At 43.9% G+C, this 20,979-nt stretch carries 21 protein-coding genes; 8 read left to right on the top strand and 13 right to left on the bottom strand.

Translation table 11 applies throughout. The features are described 5' to 3' along the window. Nucleotides 1–23: 23 nt before the first annotated feature. Nucleotides 24–467: a D-ribose pyranase gene (rbsD, locus tag Y696_RS09865; protein WP_006487866.1), complete on the bottom strand. Its 444-nt coding sequence runs from the start codon at nt 465–467 to the stop codon at nt 24–26. Nucleotides 468–488: 21 nt separating this feature from the next. Then, nucleotides 489–1,502 carry a LacI family DNA-binding transcriptional regulator gene (locus Y696_RS09870; protein WP_121510388.1) on the bottom strand — a complete coding sequence of 338 codons (1,014 nt, stop codon included), beginning with the start codon at nt 1,500–1,502 and terminating at the stop codon, nt 489–491. 363 nt (nt 1,503–1,865) lie between these two features. On the opposite strand from Y696_RS09870, the gene Y696_RS09875 reads away from it, so the two are divergent. Together Y696_RS09875 and Y696_RS09880 are read left to right on the top strand one after the other, a co-directional pair. After that, nucleotides 1,866–2,309 (top strand): PspC domain-containing protein, encoded by a 444-nt coding sequence (locus Y696_RS09875; RefSeq protein ID WP_006487862.1) that lies wholly within the window; start codon nt 1,866–1,868, stop codon nt 2,307–2,309. A gap of 4 nt (nt 2,310–2,313) precedes the next feature. After that, the gene (locus Y696_RS09880; RefSeq protein WP_121510389.1) at nt 2,314–3,186 is read left to right on the top strand and encodes a hypothetical protein; all 873 of its coding nucleotides are present in this window, start codon (nt 2,314–2,316) and stop codon (nt 3,184–3,186) included. Here Y696_RS09880 and Y696_RS09885 read toward each other — a convergent pair. From Y696_RS09885 to Y696_RS09930, 10 genes are read right to left on the bottom strand one after another with little or no spacing between them, the layout of a single operon-like run. Further along, the gene (locus Y696_RS09885) at nt 3,178–4,080 is read right to left on the bottom strand and encodes a diacylglycerol kinase family protein (protein ID WP_121510390.1); all 903 of its coding nucleotides are present in this window, start codon (nt 4,078–4,080) and stop codon (nt 3,178–3,180) included. The genes Y696_RS09880 and Y696_RS09885 overlap by 9 nt on opposite strands. Before the next feature lie 48 nt (nt 4,081–4,128). Beyond that, the gene (locus tag Y696_RS09890; protein WP_121510391.1) at nt 4,129–4,905 is read right to left on the bottom strand and encodes an OAM dimerization domain-containing protein; all 777 of its coding nucleotides are present in this window, start codon (nt 4,903–4,905) and stop codon (nt 4,129–4,131) included. Continuing rightward, nucleotides 4,898–6,460: a lysine 5,6-aminomutase subunit alpha gene (locus Y696_RS09895; protein WP_006487855.1), complete on the bottom strand. Its 1,563-nt coding sequence runs from the start codon at nt 6,458–6,460 to the stop codon at nt 4,898–4,900. The genes Y696_RS09890 and Y696_RS09895 overlap by 8 nt, the downstream gene beginning before the upstream one ends. Further along, nucleotides 6,457–7,833: a MutS-related protein gene (locus Y696_RS09900; protein WP_121510392.1), complete on the bottom strand. Its 1,377-nt coding sequence runs from the start codon at nt 7,831–7,833 to the stop codon at nt 6,457–6,459. Before Y696_RS09900 ends, Y696_RS09895 begins: the two co-directional genes overlap by 4 nt. Continuing rightward, the gene (locus Y696_RS09905) at nt 7,830–8,834 is read right to left on the bottom strand and encodes a hypothetical protein (RefSeq protein WP_121510393.1); all 1,005 of its coding nucleotides are present in this window, start codon (nt 8,832–8,834) and stop codon (nt 7,830–7,832) included. The genes Y696_RS09900 and Y696_RS09905 overlap by 4 nt, the downstream gene beginning before the upstream one ends. Beyond that, complete coding sequence (locus tag Y696_RS09910) at nt 8,831–9,241, bottom strand: MaoC family dehydratase (protein ID WP_121510394.1); 411 nt, start codon at nt 9,239–9,241, stop codon at nt 8,831–8,833. The genes Y696_RS09905 and Y696_RS09910 overlap by 4 nt, the downstream gene beginning before the upstream one ends. Next, nucleotides 9,238–10,506, bottom strand: a complete 1,269-nt coding sequence (ablA, locus tag Y696_RS09915) for a lysine 2,3-aminomutase (protein ID WP_121510395.1) — start codon at nt 10,504–10,506, stop codon at nt 9,238–9,240. The genes Y696_RS09910 and ablA overlap by 4 nt, the downstream gene beginning before the upstream one ends. Before the next feature lie 10 nt (nt 10,507–10,516). Continuing rightward, on the bottom strand, nt 10,517–11,548 hold the full coding sequence (locus Y696_RS09920; RefSeq protein WP_121510396.1) for an L-erythro-3,5-diaminohexanoate dehydrogenase: 1,032 nt from the start codon (nt 11,546–11,548) through the stop codon (nt 10,517–10,519). Next, nucleotides 11,545–12,369, bottom strand: a complete 825-nt coding sequence (locus tag Y696_RS09925; protein WP_121510397.1) for a 3-keto-5-aminohexanoate cleavage protein — start codon at nt 12,367–12,369, stop codon at nt 11,545–11,547. The genes Y696_RS09920 and Y696_RS09925 overlap by 4 nt, the downstream gene beginning before the upstream one ends. After that, nucleotides 12,362–12,754 carry a hotdog domain-containing protein gene (locus Y696_RS09930; protein ID WP_180274795.1) on the bottom strand — a complete coding sequence of 131 codons (393 nt, stop codon included), beginning with the start codon at nt 12,752–12,754 and terminating at the stop codon, nt 12,362–12,364. Before Y696_RS09930 ends, Y696_RS09925 begins: the two co-directional genes overlap by 8 nt. Nucleotides 12,755–12,970: 216 nt before the next feature. Between Y696_RS09930 and Y696_RS09935 the strand changes: the two genes are divergently transcribed. Then, nucleotides 12,971–13,981, top strand: coding sequence for a mannose-1-phosphate guanylyltransferase (locus Y696_RS09935; RefSeq protein ID WP_099771268.1), 1,011 nt, complete (start codon nt 12,971–12,973; stop codon nt 13,979–13,981). Nucleotides 13,982–13,993: 12 nt separating this feature from the next. After that, nucleotides 13,994–15,379 (top strand): dipeptidase PepV, encoded by a 1,386-nt coding sequence (gene pepV / locus Y696_RS09940; protein WP_121510398.1) that lies wholly within the window; start codon nt 13,994–13,996, stop codon nt 15,377–15,379. Between the two features lie 73 nt (nt 15,380–15,452). Here the strand turns inward: pepV and Y696_RS09945 are convergent, their stop codons facing one another. After that, nucleotides 15,453–16,784 (bottom strand): MATE family efflux transporter, encoded by a 1,332-nt coding sequence (locus Y696_RS09945; RefSeq protein WP_121510399.1) that lies wholly within the window; start codon nt 16,782–16,784, stop codon nt 15,453–15,455. A 140-nt stretch (nt 16,785–16,924) separates the two neighbouring features. On the opposite strand from Y696_RS09945, the gene Y696_RS09950 reads away from it, so the two are divergent. The 4 genes from Y696_RS09950 (at nt 16,925) to Y696_RS09965 (ending at nt 20,972) form a co-directional block, all read left to right on the top strand. Continuing rightward, on the top strand, nt 16,925–17,368 hold the full coding sequence (locus tag Y696_RS09950) for a CGGC domain-containing protein (protein ID WP_121510400.1): 444 nt from the start codon (nt 16,925–16,927) through the stop codon (nt 17,366–17,368). A gap of 234 nt (nt 17,369–17,602) precedes the next feature. After that, nucleotides 17,603–18,076, top strand: a complete 474-nt coding sequence (locus Y696_RS09955; RefSeq protein WP_259459916.1) for a hypothetical protein — start codon at nt 17,603–17,605, stop codon at nt 18,074–18,076. A gap of 340 nt (nt 18,077–18,416) precedes the next feature. After that, entirely contained in the window at nt 18,417–19,718 is a 1,302-nt protein-coding gene (gene purB / locus Y696_RS09960; protein WP_121510401.1) for an adenylosuccinate lyase, read from the top strand. After that, a complete protein-coding gene (locus Y696_RS09965) occupies nt 19,719–20,972 on the top strand; it encodes an adenylosuccinate synthase (protein ID WP_099771273.1) in 1,254 nt (417 codons plus the stop codon). The last annotated feature ends 7 nt before the right edge of the window (nt 20,973–20,979 follow it).

Here is a 20,979-nt window from a genome sequence, read left to right on the forward strand (position 1 = left end):
TGAACTGAGCCTTTTGCCGAAATCTAGAAATCGACTCCGGAAACCAGGATTATGTTTGCATATGGGGTGAATTCCCCAGTCTTAACGAAGACTTTTACCTCTTTGCCCTGGAGACTTCCATTTAAAACGAGATCCTTGAACTCCGGATGAGGAATGTTCTCTTCAATAATGTCGTTGCCCTTGTTTTTCACTTTAGAGACTATCTCCTTTAGCTGAGAATAGATCTCGGGGCTTACTGATCTGGTCTCGTCAGCAATGATTACCTTTTCAATCTCGAGCTCTTCAAGAACGACTTTAACGACATCCACGAATCTTGGTAGATTTCTTCCGACTGACACGTCAATGCATACAGTGTTCCCATGCCTAGGAAAGGGAAAACCTCTATCCGTTATTACCAGCATGTCACCGTGCCCAAGCCTCGCGACTTCTCTCGAAAGATCGTTGTGAAGAATGCCTTTTGTTTTCATCATTTCACCTCCAAAGATTTGTCAAACTTGCGTTGATTCTCTTACAATAAGATGTGAATCGAGTTCAATCTTTCTTGTGTCGACGTATTCTCCATGTTGCTTCTTAATAATCTTTTCTAGAAGCAGTTTCATCGCTGTCCGTCCAGCTTCGTACTTAGGTTGATCGACAGTGGTCATTGACGGAATCACCAGCGAAGAATACAGAACGTTGTCGAAGCCGGCTATGGCGATATCTTCGGGGATTTTCAAACCATTTTGTTTTGCCGCCTCGATCGCTCCCCACGCCATCATGTCGTTTCCAGCAAAAACGGCTGTAGGCCTTATCTTAAGCTTCAAAATGTATTGCTTCATTATCTTGAAACCATCTTCGTACTTGAAACCACCGAAATAGATCTTCAGCTTTTCGCCTTTAATACCGTCCTTTTCTAATTCGCTACAAAAGCCTTGAAGCCTCCTGACTGCGCTTGGAACATCTTTAGGACCAGATATACAAGCGAATCTCTTGTGGCCTTTGTCCAGCAAGTGCCTTGCCAGTTGAGCGGAACCCTTGAAGTTATTCGTGTATACTACATCAATTAACGGGTTTTCTATTTTGAGGTGCCTATCGAGGATTACCATAGGCATTCCATTGGAGAGATCGGCTAGAAGCTCCTCATCCATTCTCGGTGCCACATTTATGACACCATCTACTCCATGTCCAAGAAAAGAAATCAAGGTTTCTTCTTCTCTGTAACTTCTTCCATCACTATTACAAAGAAACATTTGGTAGTCGTGCTCGAGAGCTATGCTCTCTACCCCTCTGGCAATCTCGGCGAAGTAGGGGTTTGTTATATCTGGAACCAAGAGACCAACGAGAAAGGACTTTCTGATTTTGAGGCTTCTCGCTATTTTGCTCGGTCTGTACTGTAAAGCGTCTATAGATTCCAGAACAACTCTCTTTAGCTCTGGGCTGACGTATTTTTTGCCAGACATAACATTTGACACTGTGGCAACCGATACCCCTGCACGCTTAGCAACATCTTTCATGTTCGGCATTTAATCTATCCTTTCTGATTCGCCAGTTAAACGTTTAGTTAATCGTTTAACTACAGTTTATCATCATTCTTTTATTTGCCAAAACTCGGTTTTCTTCGAATGAAGCTGATCATTTATGCTGAAAGGCAATTAAGTGCTTTTATCTCATCCAATCGCATCCATTTCTGCAGTCGCGCAGTTCACTTAACGGGCAAATTCGTAAGGATAACGGCGAGACGTTTTGGAACAAGTGAGTGCTAATTCCCTTTTCTGTTAAAGATTAGTGAATGATTAACCGGTTATGCTAGAAAAATATCGATCGTACTATAATGGATGAGATCAAGTTATGCGGTTACTTACTTAAGCATTAACGGAGGTGGTTATGTGAGTGATACGAAGAGGTTATACAAGTCTAGAAAGGACAAAGTAATAGATGGTCTCGCAGGTGGAATAGCAGAGTATCTGGGGGTAGATCCGGTGATTGTAAGGCTGGTGTTTGTTGCTCTGATCTTCGCAGGTGGTGCCGGATTGATTATATACATAATTGGTATGTTTATAGTACCCAGGGCACCTATCAATAGCGAGAACAACGTCGTGATAATGGATGAAGAGGGGAAGCCGATAGAAGAGGGAAAAAAGGAAGAATTCTCTGATAGCAAGAGTAAACTGATCATCGCGGCGCTTCTCATAGTATTTGGGATAGCCCTTCTTTTAGGATCATTTACTCCCTGGAACATTTTCAGCGGTATCTTCTGGAAAACCGTTATAGGTGTTGTATTGATTGCAGGTGGAGGATTTGTGATCTATAAATCAATAAATAGGGGATGATCCTATGAAGATCGCATTGGGATTGATCTTTGTCCTGGTTGGTGTTTTGTTGATCTTCGGTCTATTTACGGGAGACACTCTCCTAAATGCTTTGGTCAATTTGGCGAATTTCTGGCCGATCATTCTTGTTCTGGTAGGAATGAGCATACTTGCTAGCATTAGGGGACTCAGGTGGATCAGATACTTGAATACAATACTTATTGTAGCTTTTGTGCTGTTCGTTTTCTTCTGGCCCTCTCCATTTCTTGCCGGTAAGAAGGCCGTTAGCGATACGGTAGTATTGGAGAGTTCCGATTCTGCAGCGAGCATCGAAATTCAAGTCGACCTCGCAATGTCGAACATAAGTTTAGAACCCTTAAGAGATGAAGTAGCATCTTCTACGGTTGCCGTGGTCGATTATGCCGTACGTGGTTCAGGTCTTAAAATTGAACAGGATATAACTCAGCTGTCGCAGAGGTTCATAATGAAACCGGAATCGAACGTTTCATGGTTGGGAACAAGTACAGTCGTTATGAAACTTAATCCCGCTTATGACTATGTTCTAAAGTTTAACGGGGCTGTCATGAACTGCAATTTTAGTCTAGGGGAGCTTAGAGTTGATGAACTTAGAATTAACGGAGCGATCGTCAAGGCAATTGTTTCTATGTCAGCAGCGGGCTTTACGAATATGAAGGTCAATGCCGCGATAATCAATTCAGAGATCCACATACCGGAGAATATTCGGGCGATTCTTAAAACTAGCGCTGCAATAAAGAACGTAAAAACGGATTTACCTTATACTGGCAATGAAGAATATGTATTCGAAAGTGTTTCATTTGATTTCAGTTCTTACATTACTTTGGAAAGCGCAATAATGAATTTGAAGGTCTTACGCTGAAGCTATCTTCAAAGCCTTTTCACAAATCGAGATTTCCATAGGTAGGCTTCCTACGACTTCTCCGTCCATCTGAATAATTACATCTCTGTCGCTTTTCAAAGAGATGTTTTTGGCGGTTCGGTAGCTTACTGTATCAACTACCAAATGCTCCCCTCGATAGATCTTCGGAAAGTGATAAAGCAGACGCAATTTCGACATCTTTGAAACACCCACAACGTCAAAATATCCGTCATCCACCAGGGCTTTGGGTGCTATCCTCATTCCACCGCCAAAGTAATTTCCGTTGGCCATGGTCAAGAAGAAGTAGCTGCCTGAAGTTTCTTCTCCGTCGACAATGAAAGTTAAAGGATAAGTTTTTGAAGTGAAGAATTCGATCAGAAAAGAAAGCAGGTACGCCATCTTGCCGCTTGTCTTGAATCTTGATTTAATCATTCTAACTGTAATTGCTGCGTCAAATCCGGCTCCAACTACATTAACAGCGTACCGTGAAGCTTTCACGCCGTTCATGTCTACATAGGACACCTTAAGCAGATCGATTTTTCGAACGTTTTCACCCGCAGCTATCTTGACCATTTCTCGATAATTGTGCTTTAGATTGATCGTTCTAGCGAGATCATTACCGGAGCCCAGAGCGACGATGCCTACCGAAGCATTCGATTTTCCCTTTATCATCCCATTTACGATCTCGTTTAGTGTGCCATCTCCCCCCACACTGATTATTCGATCGTAGTTCGGGTTTTTCGTCACAAAACTTAGAGCATCTTCAGGACCAGTAGTAATGTGGATGTCGTAGTCAGCTATTTCCTCTCGGAGCAATGAGGAAATGCTTTTTTCAAAGTCCCTGCCGGCTTCACCGTGACTAGCATTTGGGTTAACTACTACGAGGGTCTTCAATCGTGTTACCTCCGCCTATGCCGCGATGGTTGATTTTAACACAACTTTTCAGATCATGGATTCCAGTTTGTGAACTATAAAGGCTGCAACATCTTCAGCGAAAGTTCCGGGCCCGAATCCGGCGTCGTATCCAAGTTCTTTGGCCAATTCATGAGTAATTCTCGCTCCACCGGCTATCAGAATGATCTTTTTTCTTATGTTTTCAGCTTCGAGAAGCTCGACAAGCGAAGTCATGTTTCTAAGATGGACGTTTTTGGCCGTAACAGTTTGAGACACGAGAATTGCGTCCGCATCAAGTTCTATTGCCTTTGAGACTAACTCCTCATTTTGAACCTGACTGCCGAGGTTATAGGCATCGATATTTCTGTAACGTTCGAGGCCATAGTGCCCCGCAAAACCCTTCATATTCATAATTGCGTCAATACCAACTGTATGAGCGTCGGTACCTGTGCTAGCACCAACAACAACGATTCTTCTCTTTATTCTCTCTTCAATAAATCTGTCGATCTCCTCCATCGACATCTTTTCAAGCGTAATTTTCGGCACTCGAATTGCTGTGTAGTCAATAGCGTGAGAAAACTCTCCGTAGGCGAGAAAGAATGTGAATCCGATTGTTATTTCCTTTGAAAAGACGATTTGCGGGTTTTTCAACCCCATCTTATGTATCATCTGCTTAGCTGCTTCATCGGCCTCGGGCCCTCCAGGCACTGGCAAAGTAAAGCTGAGCTGGACTTTGCCGTCATTCAGCGTGTCTCCGTATGGAATTACTCTTGTTAAGTCTATTTCAGAGGGAAATTGATTCTTCTTTTCAGAGCAGTTATCCATGATTGCGCCCCCCAAGCATTTTCTCGATAAATGGATTTCTGTATTTCGGCCCCTTTCTTACTACCCCATCCAAACCTTTTCCTCCATGTGGGGATCTCTTGATGTTTGCAAAAGTGCCTCTTTCGAGCGTTTCAAAAAGACCTATCGATTCGATTTCCCTTAGCAGTTGAAGAGCTTCCTCAAGAACCGTCGCTGCTCTGGTCTGAATTATTCCGTTGTCTTTGAAGGTTATCTCATCGCCTAGATCGCGTAGATTGTTGAAAACATATCTTGCGTTTTCGATTGCAAGGTACCTATCGCTCATAAAAGGAGTGTGAATTGCCTCGGTGAGCATTCCCAGAAGCTGAATCCCTTGATTTGTCATTATAGATATCACATTGAATAAGGTGTCCTGGGCGTAGCCCATAAAGATATTTCCAGTCATGAACTTTGTAGGGGGCATGTACTTCAAAGGTGCCTTCGGGAAGATCTCTCGACTCATTTGTGCTTGAGCAAGTTCATACAGAAAACCGTTTTCAATTGATGGATCCATTTCGAAGGCATGACCGAGCCCCATCTGCTCTTCGGGTATGCCTGCCATGAGAGCCAGGCTTTCATTTATTAACTGAGAAGCGAGTACTGTGTGGGCTTCTTCAAAAGCATCTGCCGTCGTGAGGTAATTGTCTTCTCCTGTATTTATTATGACGCCCGCAAATCCATTTATTACTCTCGAAAAATACTGATCTATCAAAGTTCTCTTCATGTTTATGTCTCTGAATAGAATTCCGTAGAGAGCATCGTTCAACATTACATCCAGTCTTTCGATGGCTCCCATTGCAGCTATTTCCGGCATGCAGAGACCCGAGCAGTAATTGCAAAGCCTTATGTACCTACCGACCTCTTTTCCGGTGTCATCGAGAGCCGACCTCATTATTCTGAAGTTCTCCTGTGTGGCGTATGTGCCTCCAAATCCTTCAGTTGTTGGCCCGTAAGGCACATAATCAAGGAGACTCTGGCCCGTAGACCTGATTACAGCAACTATGTCTGCGCCTTGTCTTGCGGCTGCTCTTGCCTGAATAACATCTTCGTAAATGTTTCCCGTCGCGACTATCACATACAGGTAGGGCTTTTTTCCCTCACCCAGTTCACCGATCAAAGACTCACGTTTTTCTCGATTCAACTTGACTTTTCCTACAGCATCATTCACGAGTCGGTCGATGCGATCGAAAACTTCATCTTGAGATCTGTAACTCAGACTTCTGAGATCGAGTCTTCCGAATGAGATTTCTTCTGCAATCTTTTGCGGCGAAAGTCCCGTTTCGAGAATCGCATTTCCGATCACATAGGCAGCACCATCATTAATTAGGTTTGATGATTTAAGGTGATCTACTACGACATTTGGGATTGGAATTCCATAATCGTCAACACCATCTATACCAAAAAACCTGCAGATCGCCCTCTCGATACTTACTGTTGTGTGCTCTTCAACAAAGTCATGAACTTCACTGGCAATCCTTTGGGCATAATCTCTTGCTTCTTTGACTTTGTTCATGTTCAGATTCAGCTTTCCATTCATTCGCAACTCTCCTTCAGCTTTCTTATTATCAGTTCAACGAACTCTCTGTCTAATCCCATAAGACGCGCTATTGTTACTGCCTCCCTAGGAAAGGCCGCATTGCTTTCTATTTCTACAAGTGAATGATCCACATAATAAGAGATTTCCCTTCCGATTTCATTTCTCATTCTTTCATGGTCAAGCCCTTTAATAATAAACAGCTTCGCTCCTTCAATCTCCAGGGCTTCTTCATAGTGGGATGTAAGGATGGTTCGACATCTCTGATTTCGACTAAGATACTCTGCCGAAGCCATAAGAAATGCCGGACCTTCTACGGGGTTTGTATTCCTTCCTATTTCATCAAACAAAAACAGGCCTCTGATATCCATATGGATTATCTCTAGAGCCTTCTTCAGATGGTCTACTTCTCCGGCGAACGATGACAGCCCATCCAAAAAAGACTGTTTGTCGCCACTGTAGTAGACAATCGCATCATATACAGGAATAAAGGCTCTCTTCGCTGGCACGAAAAGTCCATGCTGAAACATTGTCTGAAGGAGAGCAACAGTTCTGAGAAGAACCGATTTGCCGGTCATGTTGCCTCCGATAATAACGGATCTTCTGTCAAAACTGGCGCTAAATGGTTGAAAACTCTTGCCGCTCTTGTTAAGGGATGCAGCTAATTCAGGATTGACCAGTTCTTCAAATTCATATTCTCCCGAACTGATTTCCGGTTTACTGAGACCGAGTTTCCTATTGAACTCTACTAGCGCTACGATCAGGTCAATCTTCCCGATTGTTGTTGCAGAGCTTTGAAGGTCTTCTCGATAAGTGATGAGCTTGCCGGAAAGATCAGCTCTTACTTTCTCTTCGATTTCAAAATTCAGACGGATAAGTTCATTGAGACTCGCTTCGTCATACTCTTCTCTATTTCTCTGAAGTCTATAAAGCTTTTTTCTTACAACCGCGAGAGCATTATCTAACTTGTCAGAAATGTAGAAACTCTCTGTTCCAACATCGTCGGGATCTAGAAAAGAAAACACAACTGACAGGTCGGGAAGCTGCATCCACGAACTGCACTCTCCAATCTCACTTCTCAGTCTTTCTGACCAATAGGCGAAGCTCTTTATCTCAAACAGTTCAATATCGTCGAGAATCTTCCCAGGGGAGAGATTTGAAATAGTTCCCCTAATGTCCCGTACCCTCGCTAGAATAGACTTGAGGGACTCTACTTGTGATTTTCTCTCGTTCACCTCAAGCTGTCTCTTGTGAAAAGCCTCTATATCCTCATCCCTTTTCAAGAAGGTCATAGCGCGCAATTCCTCTCTGCCCATAGGAGTAACGGGATCAATGCGAGAGAGGATGTACTCAAATCCACAATCCAAATACTTCAATTTGAACTCTCCTCCAAAACGTCTAGTACTGGCACATCAATCTTGCTTTCAAGTGACTTTATAAGTTTATCTGATTGAATCTTGAACCCGTTCGGTGCTAACGGATTCACTGTGACTGCGATCAGGTGCGTCGGATGCAAGACTTCTAGGTGGCCTCCCGCTCTTTCATACTTTGCGAGAGTTAACTCGTCAAAGAAAACTCGTGAAAAATCCTTCAAGATGATTCTAGTATTCTTTTCTGCTAAGGCAAGAAGAACTGAAGATGTAAGCGAACCATTAATGTAAATCGTTCTCCCGGCAAGTTCATGCTTCAAGGATTTTGCTGTTAATGGAGAAGGGCTTAATCTTTCGAAAACTCCGTCTTTCTCTACCCACAAACCGGTTCCTAGCGGAGCAATTCTTTTGTGGAGCTCGAGTTCTGTGCCTGGAAGAGAAAGCAATCTCACTACAAAACTGGTCTTCCTACACAGTTCCTCCAAATTCATCGATAATGCCGCACCGGTGGCGAGAATAACTCCGTCCGAAACTAGAGGCGTACCCGGACTCATTCTTGAAGTTGAGCCGTCGATCAGTATCTTTTCACAACCGTAGGATCTCATTGTGTTTACAGCTTCACTCAGATATTCAAGAATAGATGGCCCCGATATTATGACTTTCCCATCGGCTTCCGCCCGCGCAAAAACCGTTCTTCCTAGAGGAGATCTGTAGTCTCTCAAATCTATTACGGTAGCAGAAAAACTTCGATGACGGAAATCCCTCTCAGATGTGACGAAATAAGTCCCTCTGCTTAGAGTTATCTCCGGCTTCTCATTAAGGTAAACTTGGTCTCTCTTTTCACCCTCTAGGCCGGTAGATGTTACTCCTGCAGTTGTGCCCTTTTCTCGAAATTCTTTTAGCATTTGGTTCAAAACAACAGTCTTTCCTGTATTCTTCTCAAGACCGATCACCGATATTACTTCAATTCCCTCGGCCAAATCTGATATTCTGATCCGACGCTTCATTCTCCCTCGAATAGTAGAAGCGCCTCTCCGTCAACTGCCATCTCTCCGTTGTTTTTTTCTACGGTTGTTCTTACAGATAATCTCTTTTTCTCAACTTTGATTTCGAGGATTTCTATAGTAATTAACACTTCTTCTTCAAGAAATATTGGTTTGAGGAATCTTACCTCCTGTTTCATGTATATGGAGCCGGGTCCAGGGAATTCATTTCCTAGAATCGCGGAAATTATCCCCACAGACAGCATTCCATGAGCGATTCTTCTGCCAAAACGCGACTTTCTTGCGAATTTCTCATCTGTGTGAACGGGATTCCTGTCTCCGGTCAAGTTCGCAAAGGAGTCAACCATTTCGGCTGTAATTCTTCTTCTGGTTGAGAAACTCTGGCCCACGAAGAAGTCTTCGAATTTCATTTTCTCACCTTCTTCTCCTTCCACTTCTTTATCCTGTCTCTTCTTTGAAGTGTTGTAGGCTCGAAACTCATCGAATTTCCGTAAAGAAGATCTGATACTCCTGTGAACTCGTATTTCTCTCTGTACACTCTGTCATCAACATCGCTAGAAGTGTCATCTGGCTCATGATATGTGGTGATTACTCCTTCGTAGTTTCTCAGAACGACGACTCTGTCTGATTCGGAAATATTGTACTGAGGCATTACTCGAATCTTACCGCCCCCACCTGGAGCGTCAACGACGAATGTTGGAACGCATAATCCCGACGTGTTGCCGATCAATGATTCCATGATTCCAATACCTTTTCTAATTGAGGTTCTGAAATGACCGATTCCCTGAGAGAGATCACACTGATATATGTAATACGGTCTCACTCTGATCTTGACTAACTGATGCACTAGTTCCATCATTATATATGGAGAATCGTTAACTCCTCTGAGGAGTACCGACTGGTTTCCCAGTGGTATACCTCCATCTGCGAGCATTTCGCATGCCCTGGTTGAATCGGGAGTGATTTCGAGAGGATGATTGAAGTGAGTATTTATCCATACGGGATGATATTTTCTGATCATCTTCACGAGTTCTGGAGTAACTCTCTGTGGGAGAACGACGGGCGTCCTAGTTCCAATTCTAATAATCTCAACATGGGGGATCTCCCTGAGTTCGTTGAGAATGTACTCCAGATAATCGTCTCCAACAAGTAATGCGTCTCCCCCGGAAAGCAAGACATCTCTTACTTCAGGAGTTTCCCGGATATATTCAATAGCATCATCGATTTCCTTCCGGGTTCTCGCCCTGTCGAGCTGTCCAGCGAATCTTCTTCTAGTACAATGCCTGCAGTACATCGAACACTGGTCGGTTATAAGGAAGAGGACACGATCGGGGTATCTGTGAGTGAGTCCTGGTACAGGAGAGTCCTCATCTTCGTGAAGCGGATCTATCATATCCCATTTGTCGATTTTTAGCTCTTTGTCGGTTGGAACGGCCTGCCTTCGTATAGGGCATCTTTGATTATTGGGGTCCATCAACGTTGCGTAGTAAGGTGTTATTGACATTCGTAGCGTTCTGAGACATTCGGCGACTCCATGAGCTTCTTCTTCGGTGATGTCGATAATCTGCCTTAACGCATCAACGGTCTTGACTCTGTTGGCTACCTGCCACCGCCAGTCACTCCACTGAGTAGGTGTTACATCTCTCCACATTGGTATTTCTCTGTAGTCACGCATTTACGCCACCTCAAATGTATAGCTTCTGAAAAAGCCTTCTAATTTCACTAGATTCCCTTAAGATTCCTAGCGCAAACTCAGCATGGCCCTTAGTATATCCATTCCCTATCATCATTGTAATATCCTTTCCAACACCTTCAGCCCCCAGCGCGGCTCTGGTAAAAGATGTAGCCATGCTGAAGAAATATACAATTCCGTTGTCTTTTGCACTTAGAATAGACCCCATCTCTGTTCCGGGAACATTGACGTTATTTATTACCACATCACAGAGATCGCCTTCTGTAAACTCACTGATTTTTTCATAGACTTCGAGAGGTTTTGTTGCATCGGCAATGATAACTTCGTGGGCAAGGCCAAGCTTTCGAATTCTCTCTGCATTCTCCACTGAATATTCTACTACAATAACCTTCCCCGAATCGCGACACTTCTTCATAGCTGCATAACAACAGAGTAAGCCGGATTTCCCGCCGCCTCCAAGAATTGCTACATTCATACCCTTTCTTACTAGTTTGTCAACCTGTGCCGGTGCACCAGCAACATCAAGTACGGCCAGGGCCATTTTAGGGGGGATATCTGACGGTAGCCGTGCATAAATTCCGCTTTCAAATAACACTGCCTTTCCTTCAATATCTATCTGGTCCTTTTCGAGATGTACTTGAACAATCCTTTCGATATTCAAAGGTGTCAGCGATAGCGAAACAAGAGACGCAATAGTATCGCCTATCTCTAAATCTCGTTTCAAAAGGTCTTTCCCGATCTTTGACACTTTTCCGATAAACATCCCCCCCGAACCCGTAACTGGATTCTGCAGCTTACCTCTCTTCATTACTATATCCATTATCATGGACGAGATTTTTGTCACATCATCTTCACAGGCTTCTCTTATCTGAGTAAAACTTGCCGAGTCTACGTTTAAAGTTGTAACGTCCACCAGGATTTCATTATCGTATAGGTCCAAAGAGTTGTCGATCCTTGATGCTGCCTGCGGAAGGAATCCCGCGGGCTCGATTACTCTGTGACTTCCATAAGGGCATCCTTTCACTGATTCTTCCTCCTGATTCCAAGGATTTCTCTCGCTTCTTCGGGGCTGGCTACGTCCCTACCCAGTTCATTCGAAATTCTTACAACCCTCTCGACTAGTTGAGCGTTCGAAATTGCCAGCTCACCTTTCTTGTAGTAGATATTGTCTTCGAAACCAACTCTGACATGCCCTCCAAGAAGAATAGCGGCAGTTGCCAGAACAAGCTCATTCCTTCCAATTCCGGCCACCGTCCACGTGCTTCCTTGAGGAATTGCTCTCACCATGTGGATCAGATCTTCAATATTCCCGGGGCAAGCTCCAGGAACACCGAGGACAAAATCAAAATGTATGGGGCTATCTATCAAACCCTTCTTAAGCAATTTCAAAGCGTTTTCGATCATTCCCCTCTCGAAAACTTCAATCTCAGGTTTAATTCCTCTTGCTTTCATCTCCTGTGCGAAAGTCTCCATAGTATCCTGTGAATTGAAAAAAACATCTTCACCAAAGTTACAAGTACCTGCCGAAAGAGTCGCCATCTCAGGATTGAGCTCTAGAGGCTGAGCCCTCTCTCTTACTTTGTGCCATACTGCTCCGCCAGTTGAAGGCTGAAAGATCAAATCGCATTTCTCTGCGATCCTCTCCTTGATTTCTCGGTAAACTTCTAAATTCTGCGTAGGTTTCCCCGAAGAATCCCTAGCGTGAATATGAACAATACTTGCTCCTGACAGAAAGCAGTCATACGCTGCCTCAGCAATCTCTTCAGGAGAAATCGGAAGAGCGGGTTGCTGATCCTTCATTACTTCTGCGCCCGTTAATGCAGCAGTAATTATGAGTTTATTCATAGCGCTTCCTCTGTCTGCTTTTCGGGACAACGCATGTTCCACTTGCCCTGCATACCAGTACTGGTTCTGGCAGTAACTCTGCGGCAGAATCGCTTATTTCTGGCCTGGTCTGTACGACCTTGAATGCCTGAAACAACATTTTTCTGGATGTATTTCCGGTCGAAATAATCTCTCCTGTGGCTTCAATGTAATCTCCCGCATAGACCGGCGCGATAAATTCGATATTATCATAGGCCTTGAATAAGCCCTCGTCTCCATCGTTTCTTATAAGAAGTTCTGTGGCGACATCGCCGAACATCTGAAGGATTCTTGCCCCGTCAACTAGGTTGCCTCCATAGTGAGCATCGTTAAGACTCATTCGCAGCCTGATCATGACTTTTGTCATCAAATTCGCCCCCTTATTTAATTTTGCCTCTAAATTGTGACGGTCGCAAAGCTTGAGGCCGGTGATTAAAGGCTTATAGAGTCGAACATTCGTCTCTAAGTCTTTCTTCCTATTCTGTTATACACGATTTTTCCGAAAATAGCCTCCCGAACTTCACGGGGTAAAGGTCTGACTTTCTGGTATGCTATAGATAATGGGATGCGGCGGGAAGGAGAGATGTATGTGGTAAGGACCTTGATAATGGCAGGCGGCATAGGTGAGAGGCTTTGGCCTGTAAGTGTTAAGAAAAGGCCAAAGCAGTTTCACAAGTTTGGTTCATCGAAGACAATGATTGAAGAGACTATTGAAAGAATGGAAAAGGTAACAGATGAGATAATCATTATTACAACAAGGGAGCAGTTTCCTTTAATGCAGTACTATCTACCGCTCTTCCCGGGAGAGAACGTAATCTTTGAGCCCATGAGAAGAAATACAGCTCCCGCAATAGCATTGGGCAGTACCAGATTTAGCCCTGATGACATCATGGTTGTCGTTCCCGCCGACCATGTTATAAGAGATGAAGAGAGTTTTTTCAAGACTCTGAATAAGGCAATCAAATACGCCGAATCAAATGATTCGCTAGTTACGATAGGGATTACCCCCACTCATCCTTACACTGGTTATGGTTATATCGAGCGGGGAAATGCTGTTGATGATAATGAAGAAGTATATTCGGTAAAGAAGTTTCATGAAAAACCAGACTATGAAACTGCTCAGCATTATGTCCAGTCCGGCAGATTTCTATGGAATTCCGGCATCTTTGTTTGGAAGAAGAGCGTTTTCGATTTGGAGCTCTCGAAGAACTTCCCGGATCTGTTTTCTGCAATTTCAGAGATTAGTAAGAGACCAGAAGACATAGAAAAGATCTACGAAAGGCTTCCAAAGATCTCAATTGATTATGGTTTGATGGAGAGGTCCTCAAAAGTAGCAACTGTACCGGCAAGTTTCTACTGGAACGATATTGGCTCGTGGGATGCAGTTTATGATTTGCTGATCAAAGACAAGAACGGGAATGCCGTCGAGGGGGAGTTTTCTCTAAAGGACGTGAAGAACTGCCTTTTGATAAATCATACCCAGAAGAAACTAGCCGTATCGGGAATTGAAGGCTTCATATTGGTAGCAACCAGTGAGGGAACGTTGGTTTGCAGACGAGGAGAGTCACAAGATATAAAGAAGATAATAAAGTAAGGAGGAGAAAAAGTGGATAGGAAACTTGACGAAATGGTGATCGCCCTTAAAGATGAGCTGGTAAGTGCTGTGTCTGATTCAGTTAGGATCAAGTCAGTTCAGGACACGCCTGTTGATGGCGGCCCCTTTGGTAAAGGTGTTAAGGAAGTTCTTGAAAAGACAGTAAAGTTGGCAAAGGATCTCGGTTTTGAAGCCAGAAACGCTGATGGATACGTTGGGATAGTTGATTACGGATCTGGAGAGACGTTCGGCGTTTTAGGACATCTCGATGTAGTTCCAGAAGGAGAAGGCTGGGAAGTTCCACCATACAGCGGACTTGTAAAGGACGGGGAAATCTGGGGAAGAGGGACCCAGGATGACAAAGGTCCTATGATAGCAGCCCTTTACGCTCTGAAGGCTGTAAAAGAGTACGTAAAGAAGCCTTCGAAGAGGATAAGACTGATTTTTGGCACGAACGAAGAATCTGGGTGGGAGTGCATGAAATACTACGTCAAACACGAGGAGATCCCGGACATGTCAGTGACTCCAGATGCTGATTTTCCTGTTATATTTGCTGAGAAAGGTATCGTTAATTACGGGATATCAGCACCCGCGCACAACGGAGGGGAAGGAATATCAGTAGAGGTTCTTTCTGCCGGTGAGGCTCCGAACATGGTTGCATCTTCGGCCAGGGCAGTACTCCGGGGTGTGGATGCCGAGACTTATGAGAAGATTGAAGCCTTTTCGCCGAAAAATGATACAAAACTGAAATTAACCAGATCGGAGGATAAAGTCGAAATCTTGATTACAGGTTCTTCCGCTCATGGGTCGACTCCTTACAAAGGGCAAAGTGCTATGGCTGCTATTGTAGATCTTCTGGCCGATCTTAGACTTGGAGACTCTGAAATCAAAAACTTTCTTACTGCTATAAAGTCCAAGATCGGTTATGAGTTCTATGGTGAATCTCTAGGAATTTCTGGAAAGGATTCGATGTCTGGTGAACTGACTTTGAATGCAGGTACACTAAGACTTCAGGCAGGTGTATTGAAGCTGGTTATCAATATAAGGTATCCGGTTTTCTTCAACGAATCGATGGTTAGATCACAAATAGAAGAAGCCTTCAAAGGATTTCGCGTCGAGACTTTTCATCACCAGAAGCCGCTTTATATCTCTCCAGACTCTGAACTCGTTAAGATGTGCAGAGAGGTGTACAAGGAAGTAACGGGACATGATGAAGAACCAATAGCTATCGGCGGTGGCACTTATGCGCGTGCCGTACCAAACGCAGTGGCTTTCGGAGCGCTTTTTCCTGGAAATGTCGAGATGGCACACCAGCCAAATGAAAGAGTATCGATCGAAGATCTCCTTCTTGTTTCGAGAATATACGCTCAGCTGTTCTTGAGATTCCTTCAGTCATAATCGTTTTAATTGTTTAGATATGATAATCAAGGGATCGAAGAATTTTTTCGGTCCCTTTGTTATTTGCATGCGTTCAATCAACTACGTTTTTCAACCACTTCCAGGTTAATGTTCTCCTAATTCCCAGGATTGATTTGAAAAGCTCTTCGACCATCATTGCAATGTAAACTAGAGTAAGCGGCCATTTAAGAACGAGACCTGTTATCGCGACAAGGGGAATTCCAACTCCCCATAGTGAGACAATTTCAATTATCATTGCTGCTCTGGAATCACCCCCACTTCTAAGAACCCCCACTATATTTACCGCATTGAACATCTTGATCGGCTGTGAAAGGCCAACAATAATTAGCACAGTGAGAACGGTGTTCTTAAGTGATTGATCTATATTGTAGAGATTCACTATAAATCTTGATAAAAGGATGATAATAAAGCCCGTGGCCACTGCGGTGATGACGGTAAGCTGAAGCAATTTTCTCGCATTGTATTTTGCCTGAGAGAAATTGTTCCTTCCAAGTTCTGCTCCCACCATTACAACCGTCGCCGAGGAAAGTCCACCAAAGATAACAAAACCAAAGTTCTCAATTGTGCTGGAAATATTCCTGGCAGCTATGAATTCTGTGCCCATTCTTGCCATAACCAGAGAATACATTGTAATACCAAGGCTCCACAAGAATTCATTGATGATTACTGGAGTAGCATATTTCATAAGCCTTCTGAAAAATGGAATTTCGAATTTTAAGGCTGATCTAGAAAGCCTTATTGGAGTTTTCTTGCGGTAAACAATACTGACGAATATTGCGAATTCCACAATTCTAGAGAGAAGCGTTGCAAAAGACGCTCCAAAAACCCCTAAAGGTTCAATCGGGCCAAGACCGAAAATCAGAATGTAATTTGCCACCGTATTGATCGAGAGAGCGACAAGACTAACATACATTGGAATTCTAGCCTTTTCCACAGTCCTCAAGGCCATTGCAATAATGAAGGAAAAGGATGTTAGAAATGTGGAGAAAGCGACAGGCCTTGCATATACTGCCCCTGTCTTGACCACTTCGACATCTGTCGTGAAGATCATGAGTATTCTCTCAGGCAAGAAGAAAAGCAGGACAAAGAATAAGGCAGCGGCTCCTATGGTTATATATAGCATGTGTCCAATGGTCTTCTCAATACTCTTCTCGTCTCTCTTGCCCCAAAACTGAGCGACAAATATCCCGGCTCCGCTGGACACACCAAATGTAAGTATGTTGAGAATGAATACTACTTGATTGACCAAACCCACTGAAGCTATGGCAGTTGTACCCAGCTGCCCGATCATCAAATTGTCAACGAGATTAAGGCCGGTAGATATAAGGTTCTGAAGAGTAATTGGTACGGCAATGGAGAGCATTCGCTTCGTGAAATCCTTCATAACTACCTCCGATGAGATTAACGCCGTAAAATTATACAGCTATTTCTGAAGATAGGCAATGATGCATGTTGAAGGATTATCGTTGCTAATACTTGCTATAATGAGAATGATAGATACTCGAGAGTGGAAGGGGTGTTCATGTGAAGAAGATAGGGATAATTATTTGTGCGCGTTATCAGAATTGCGGTGGTGGTAAGTGTCTCAGGGCCATGAGAGAACATGTCGGGGGTTTTGCATTATATCCGAAAGATGAAGAACTGCAGCTTGTTGGTTATTCCTACTGTGGAGGATGTCCCGGTGGAAATGTAGAATACGTACCGCAGGAAATGATAAAAAACGGTGCAGAAGTCATACACCTGGCAACGGGAATGGTAGTGGGATATCCACCATGTCCGAGGCTGAGTCATTTCAAGGAGTTCATCGAAAGCTATTATGAAGTACCGGTTGTAATCGGTACTCATCCAATTCCCATGAAATATCTCATTGCTCATCAGAAGCTTTCATTCTGGGAAAAAACCGATATGTTTTCTATCGCAGAACACTTGATGAAGGAAGACCCGGCGATAATGAAAGCATATGATTGAGTGTGAGAGCTGGGTTCTGTAGTATGGGACACCGGTGAGTGGAATGATCAACGAGAAGAGGGCTTCTCAGTACTTGACTTCCGGATCTCTTTGAGCTCGAATTCTATTCGTAGAATGTCCAAAGAAGACCTGAGAAGAGAGATGTATTACGATATCCAAAACAGAGTTTTCGACAGTGGCATGGATAACCCTTTCAAGGTGTTAGCCTCCCCCAATGATTATGCAAGGAGGTTTTTGGAAGAAAGGAAGCCGCTTTATCCAAAGGCATACTCAAGAGCTACGGTTACTGGTCGTAAGAGAAGTCTCTATGGATATGAGTGTGTTTCAAAGAGTGCCACTGCCGGACACTCGATTGTTCATATTAATACCAGTTCCTTTGGTATTGCTAAGGGGATCATCGCAATTGGAAACATTGCAGTAGGTGTACTCTTGACTGGCGGTATCTCATTCGGTCTATTTAGCTTTGGCGGATTAGCGTTTTCCATTTTGCTTTCCCTAGGAGGAGTATCATCAAGCCTGATATTTACACTTGGTGGTCTTGCTTTCTCTTTGTATTTTGCGGCTGGAGGTCTCGTTGCTTCCTATGATCTTGCCCTCGGTGGAATGGCTATCGCCAGAAACTACGCGACTGAGGCTTTTCAATGGCAAATGTTGCCATTGGAGAAGACGCCAGAAGAGCTCCATCTATTGGCAGACAGGGACTGGTGATTATCTGCTTAGATTACCGAAGACAGCCGATCAGACAAAAGACTTTGTGACATCTAGAAAGGTAGAGATAAGCACTCTTTTTGAATGGATAATCAGAACAATCTACTGACATTTCATTCTCCTGGAGAATTTTCAGTATTCGATTTGATCGTGTGAATAATCTCTTCAGCTAATCACGCATACTTCTTGTGACGTGCAAAAGCGTCGCTATATGTTGCGAGTTTTCGCTTTCTTGGTTCAACGGTCGGGCCGAAGGATCTTTTGAAATGGATGACATTTCTGCAAGACATTGATGTTAGCTTTGATGTAAACTATTATTTGTTGGTCATGGAGGTGGATCATGATAGAAAGATATGCGCTTTCACCCCTGAAAGACCTCTGGGAGCTTAGAGCCCAATACGAAAGATGGCTTGAAGTGGAGCTGGCTGTAGTTGCGGCCTACGAGAAGACAGGGTTAGTCCCTCAGGGCACGCATGATAAGATTGCATCGTCAGCAAGAGTGGATCTAGACTCAATACTGAAGGTTGAAAGCGAAGTTGATCATGATGTAATAGCCTTTATCAAATCAGTGACACAAAATATGGGGGACGAGGCGAGATTCTTCCATCTCGGACTTACTTCTTCCGATGTTGTGGACACAGCGCTTTCACTTGCAATTACGGAGTCGGGAAAGCTCATAATCCATACTTTGGAAAAGCTCTCAGAGGCGTTGAAAGAAAGAGCGGTCGCTTACAAAGATGTTGTTTGCATGGGAAGGACACACGGCGTTCATGCAGAGCCCACTTCGTTTGGTTTAAAGCTTCTATCCTTTTACGTGGAGATAAAGAGGGCAATAGATCGTCTGAAGAAGGCCACAGAGAATTGCGCGGTTGGGAAACTAAGTGGGGCCGTTGGGAACTACGCCAACATTTCACTCGAGATTGAGAGAATTGCTCTTGCGGAACTTGGCTTGAAACCCACTGTTGTTTCTACTCAGGTGATACCGAGAGATGTTCACGCAGATTTTTGTGCGGCGCTGGCAATAGCCGCCTCGTCGATAGAGAGAATGGCAACCGAATTCAGGCATCTTCAGAAGACCGAGGTGCTGGAGGTTCAGGAGCCTTTCAGAGAGGGTCAAAGAGGTTCTTCCGCAATGCCTCACAAGAAGAATCCAGTTATTTGCGAAAGACTTACAGGTATGGCAAGAATAGTCAGGAGTTATGTGCTAGCGTCATTAGAGGATATCTCTCTCTGGCATGAAAGAGACATCTCGCATTCCAGTGTAGAGAGGATAATCTTTCCGGACGCCACTATGCTTCTCTATTACATGGCAGAAAGGTCAGCCTATTTGGTTAGCAATCTTGTTGTATATCCAGACAGGATGAGGGAAAACTTCAAGGCCTCTAGAAACCTTGTCTTCTCACAGAGGGTTATGTTGTCACTTGTTGACAGGGGTATGTCCAGGGAAGACGCTTATCAATTAATTCAAAATCTCTCTATGAATTGCTGGGATAATGGACTGGATTTCAAGGAGGTCGTCTTATCAAACGGAGAAATAGCTAAGTATCTTGATTCAGAAGAAGCGTCACGGCTTTTTGAACCTGAGTATTATTTGAGAAACGTCGGCCAAATATTCGAAAGAGCTTTTGATGGAGGTAACTAAGTGAGGAAACTTGCCGTTGTCGGTGCCCAATGGGGCGATGAAGGGAAAGGGAAAGTGGTCAATTACTTTTCCAAGAATTTCGAGTGGATAGTCAGATTTTCTGGGGGAGGAAACGCTGGTCACACGATTTTTGTGGAAGACAAGAAATACGTGAACCATCTTTTGCCTTCGATCAATCCTCGTAGTTGTTCAAAGGGTTTTCTTGGTGCCGGGATGGTGATAGATGTAGAACAGCTGATCGATGAACTCGAAACACTGGAAGCGGACTTTCCAGGTATTTCAAGTAGATTCTATCTTGATCCTGAAGCCTTTATAGTTCTTCCATGGCACAAAGAAGAGGACTTGTTCATAGAAGAGATGCGAAAGGTGCCAATAGGGACTACAGGAAAAGGAATAGGCCCCTCATACACTGACAAGGTCTCTAGGGAGGGGCTGAAGCTCTATGTTCTCTTTGATGAATCACTCTTGAAAGAAAGACTTGAAGCTCTTTATCACATGAAAAGAATGAAATACAACAGGGATTTCACACTTTCATTTGGCGAAATGACGACCTATTTGCTTGGGCTCAAGACTAAGCTCGAAAGGCTCAGCGTCAATTTCACCAGCGCAGTAGACATGTTCAGGGTCTTCAGGAGTACTTCCATACTCTTTGAGGGAGCGCAAGGTGTCCTTCTCGATCTTGATTTCGGGACATACCCGTTTGTCACTTCCGGGGCATGTATGGCTCACGGTGTATCATCGGTGGGTTTTTCGACCTTCGAGCTTGACAACGTGTATGGGGTTCTGAAAGCCTACACGACTCGAGTGGGTTCTGGACCCTTCCCGACCGAAGAGTTCTCTGAAGTGGGGAACCTCGTTCGCGAAAGAGGAAAGGAATACGGTGCAACAACGGGGAGGGCTCGAAGAGTGGGTTGGCTTGACCTTCCGGCACTCAGGTACGCAAGGATAAGGTCAGGCCTGACAGGTTTCGTCATCACTAAGGGCGATGTGTTAAATGGGTTGGACGAAGTCAAGGTTTGCGTGGCTTATGATGTTGAGGGTGCGGTTAAGGAAATGCCTTCAACTTCATATGATTTCTTCAAGGCAAGACCGATTTATGAAACTGTTAGCGGCTGGCCTTCCACGGATCATATTAACTTTTTGAAGTACATGACCTTCATTGAAAGAGAAACCGGTGTGGAGATAGACTACATATCGTACGGTCCTAGAACAGAGGAAATGAAGACTAGAAACGACCTTATAATGAATATTTAGAAGGCAA

The sequence above is a fragment of the Mesotoga sp. H07pep.5.4 genome (assembly GCF_003664935.1).
Lineage (GTDB): Bacteria > Thermotogota > Thermotogae > Petrotogales > Kosmotogaceae > Mesotoga > Mesotoga prima.

Coding starts and splice junctions, on each gene's coding strand:
- rbsD (WP_006487866.1), bottom strand. CDS start 467: ATGAAAACAAAAGGCATTCTTCACAACGATCTTTCGAGAGAAGTCGCG.
- Y696_RS09870 (WP_121510388.1), bottom strand. CDS start 1,502: ATGCCGAACATGAAAGATGTTGCTAAGCGTGCAGGGGTATCGGTTGCC.
- Y696_RS09880 (WP_121510389.1), top strand. CDS start 2,314: ATGAAGATCGCATTGGGATTGATCTTTGTCCTGGTTGGTGTTTTGTTG.
- Y696_RS09890 (WP_121510391.1), bottom strand. CDS start 4,905: ATGGATAACTGCTCTGAAAAGAAGAATCAATTTCCCTCTGAAATAGAC.
- Y696_RS09895 (WP_006487855.1), bottom strand. CDS start 6,460: ATGAATGGAAAGCTGAATCTGAACATGAACAAAGTCAAAGAAGCAAGA.
- Y696_RS09905 (WP_121510393.1), bottom strand. CDS start 8,834: ATGAAGCGTCGGATCAGAATATCAGATTTGGCCGAGGGAATTGAAGTA.
- Y696_RS09910 (WP_121510394.1), bottom strand. CDS start 9,241: ATGAAATTCGAAGACTTCTTCGTGGGCCAGAGTTTCTCAACCAGAAGA.
- ablA (WP_121510395.1), bottom strand. CDS start 10,506: ATGCGTGACTACAGAGAAATACCAATGTGGAGAGATGTAACACCTACT.
- Y696_RS09925 (WP_121510397.1), bottom strand. CDS start 12,369: ATGAATAAACTCATAATTACTGCTGCATTAACGGGCGCAGAAGTAATG.
- Y696_RS09930 (WP_180274795.1), bottom strand. CDS start 12,754: ATGACAAAAGTCATGATCAGGCTGCGAATGAGTCTTAACGATGCTCAC.
- Y696_RS09935 (WP_099771268.1), top strand. CDS start 12,971: ATGTATGTGGTAAGGACCTTGATAATGGCAGGCGGCATAGGTGAGAGG.
- Y696_RS09945 (WP_121510399.1), bottom strand. CDS start 16,784: ATGAAGGATTTCACGAAGCGAATGCTCTCCATTGCCGTACCAATTACT.
- purB (WP_121510401.1), top strand. CDS start 18,417: ATGATAGAAAGATATGCGCTTTCACCCCTGAAAGACCTCTGGGAGCTT.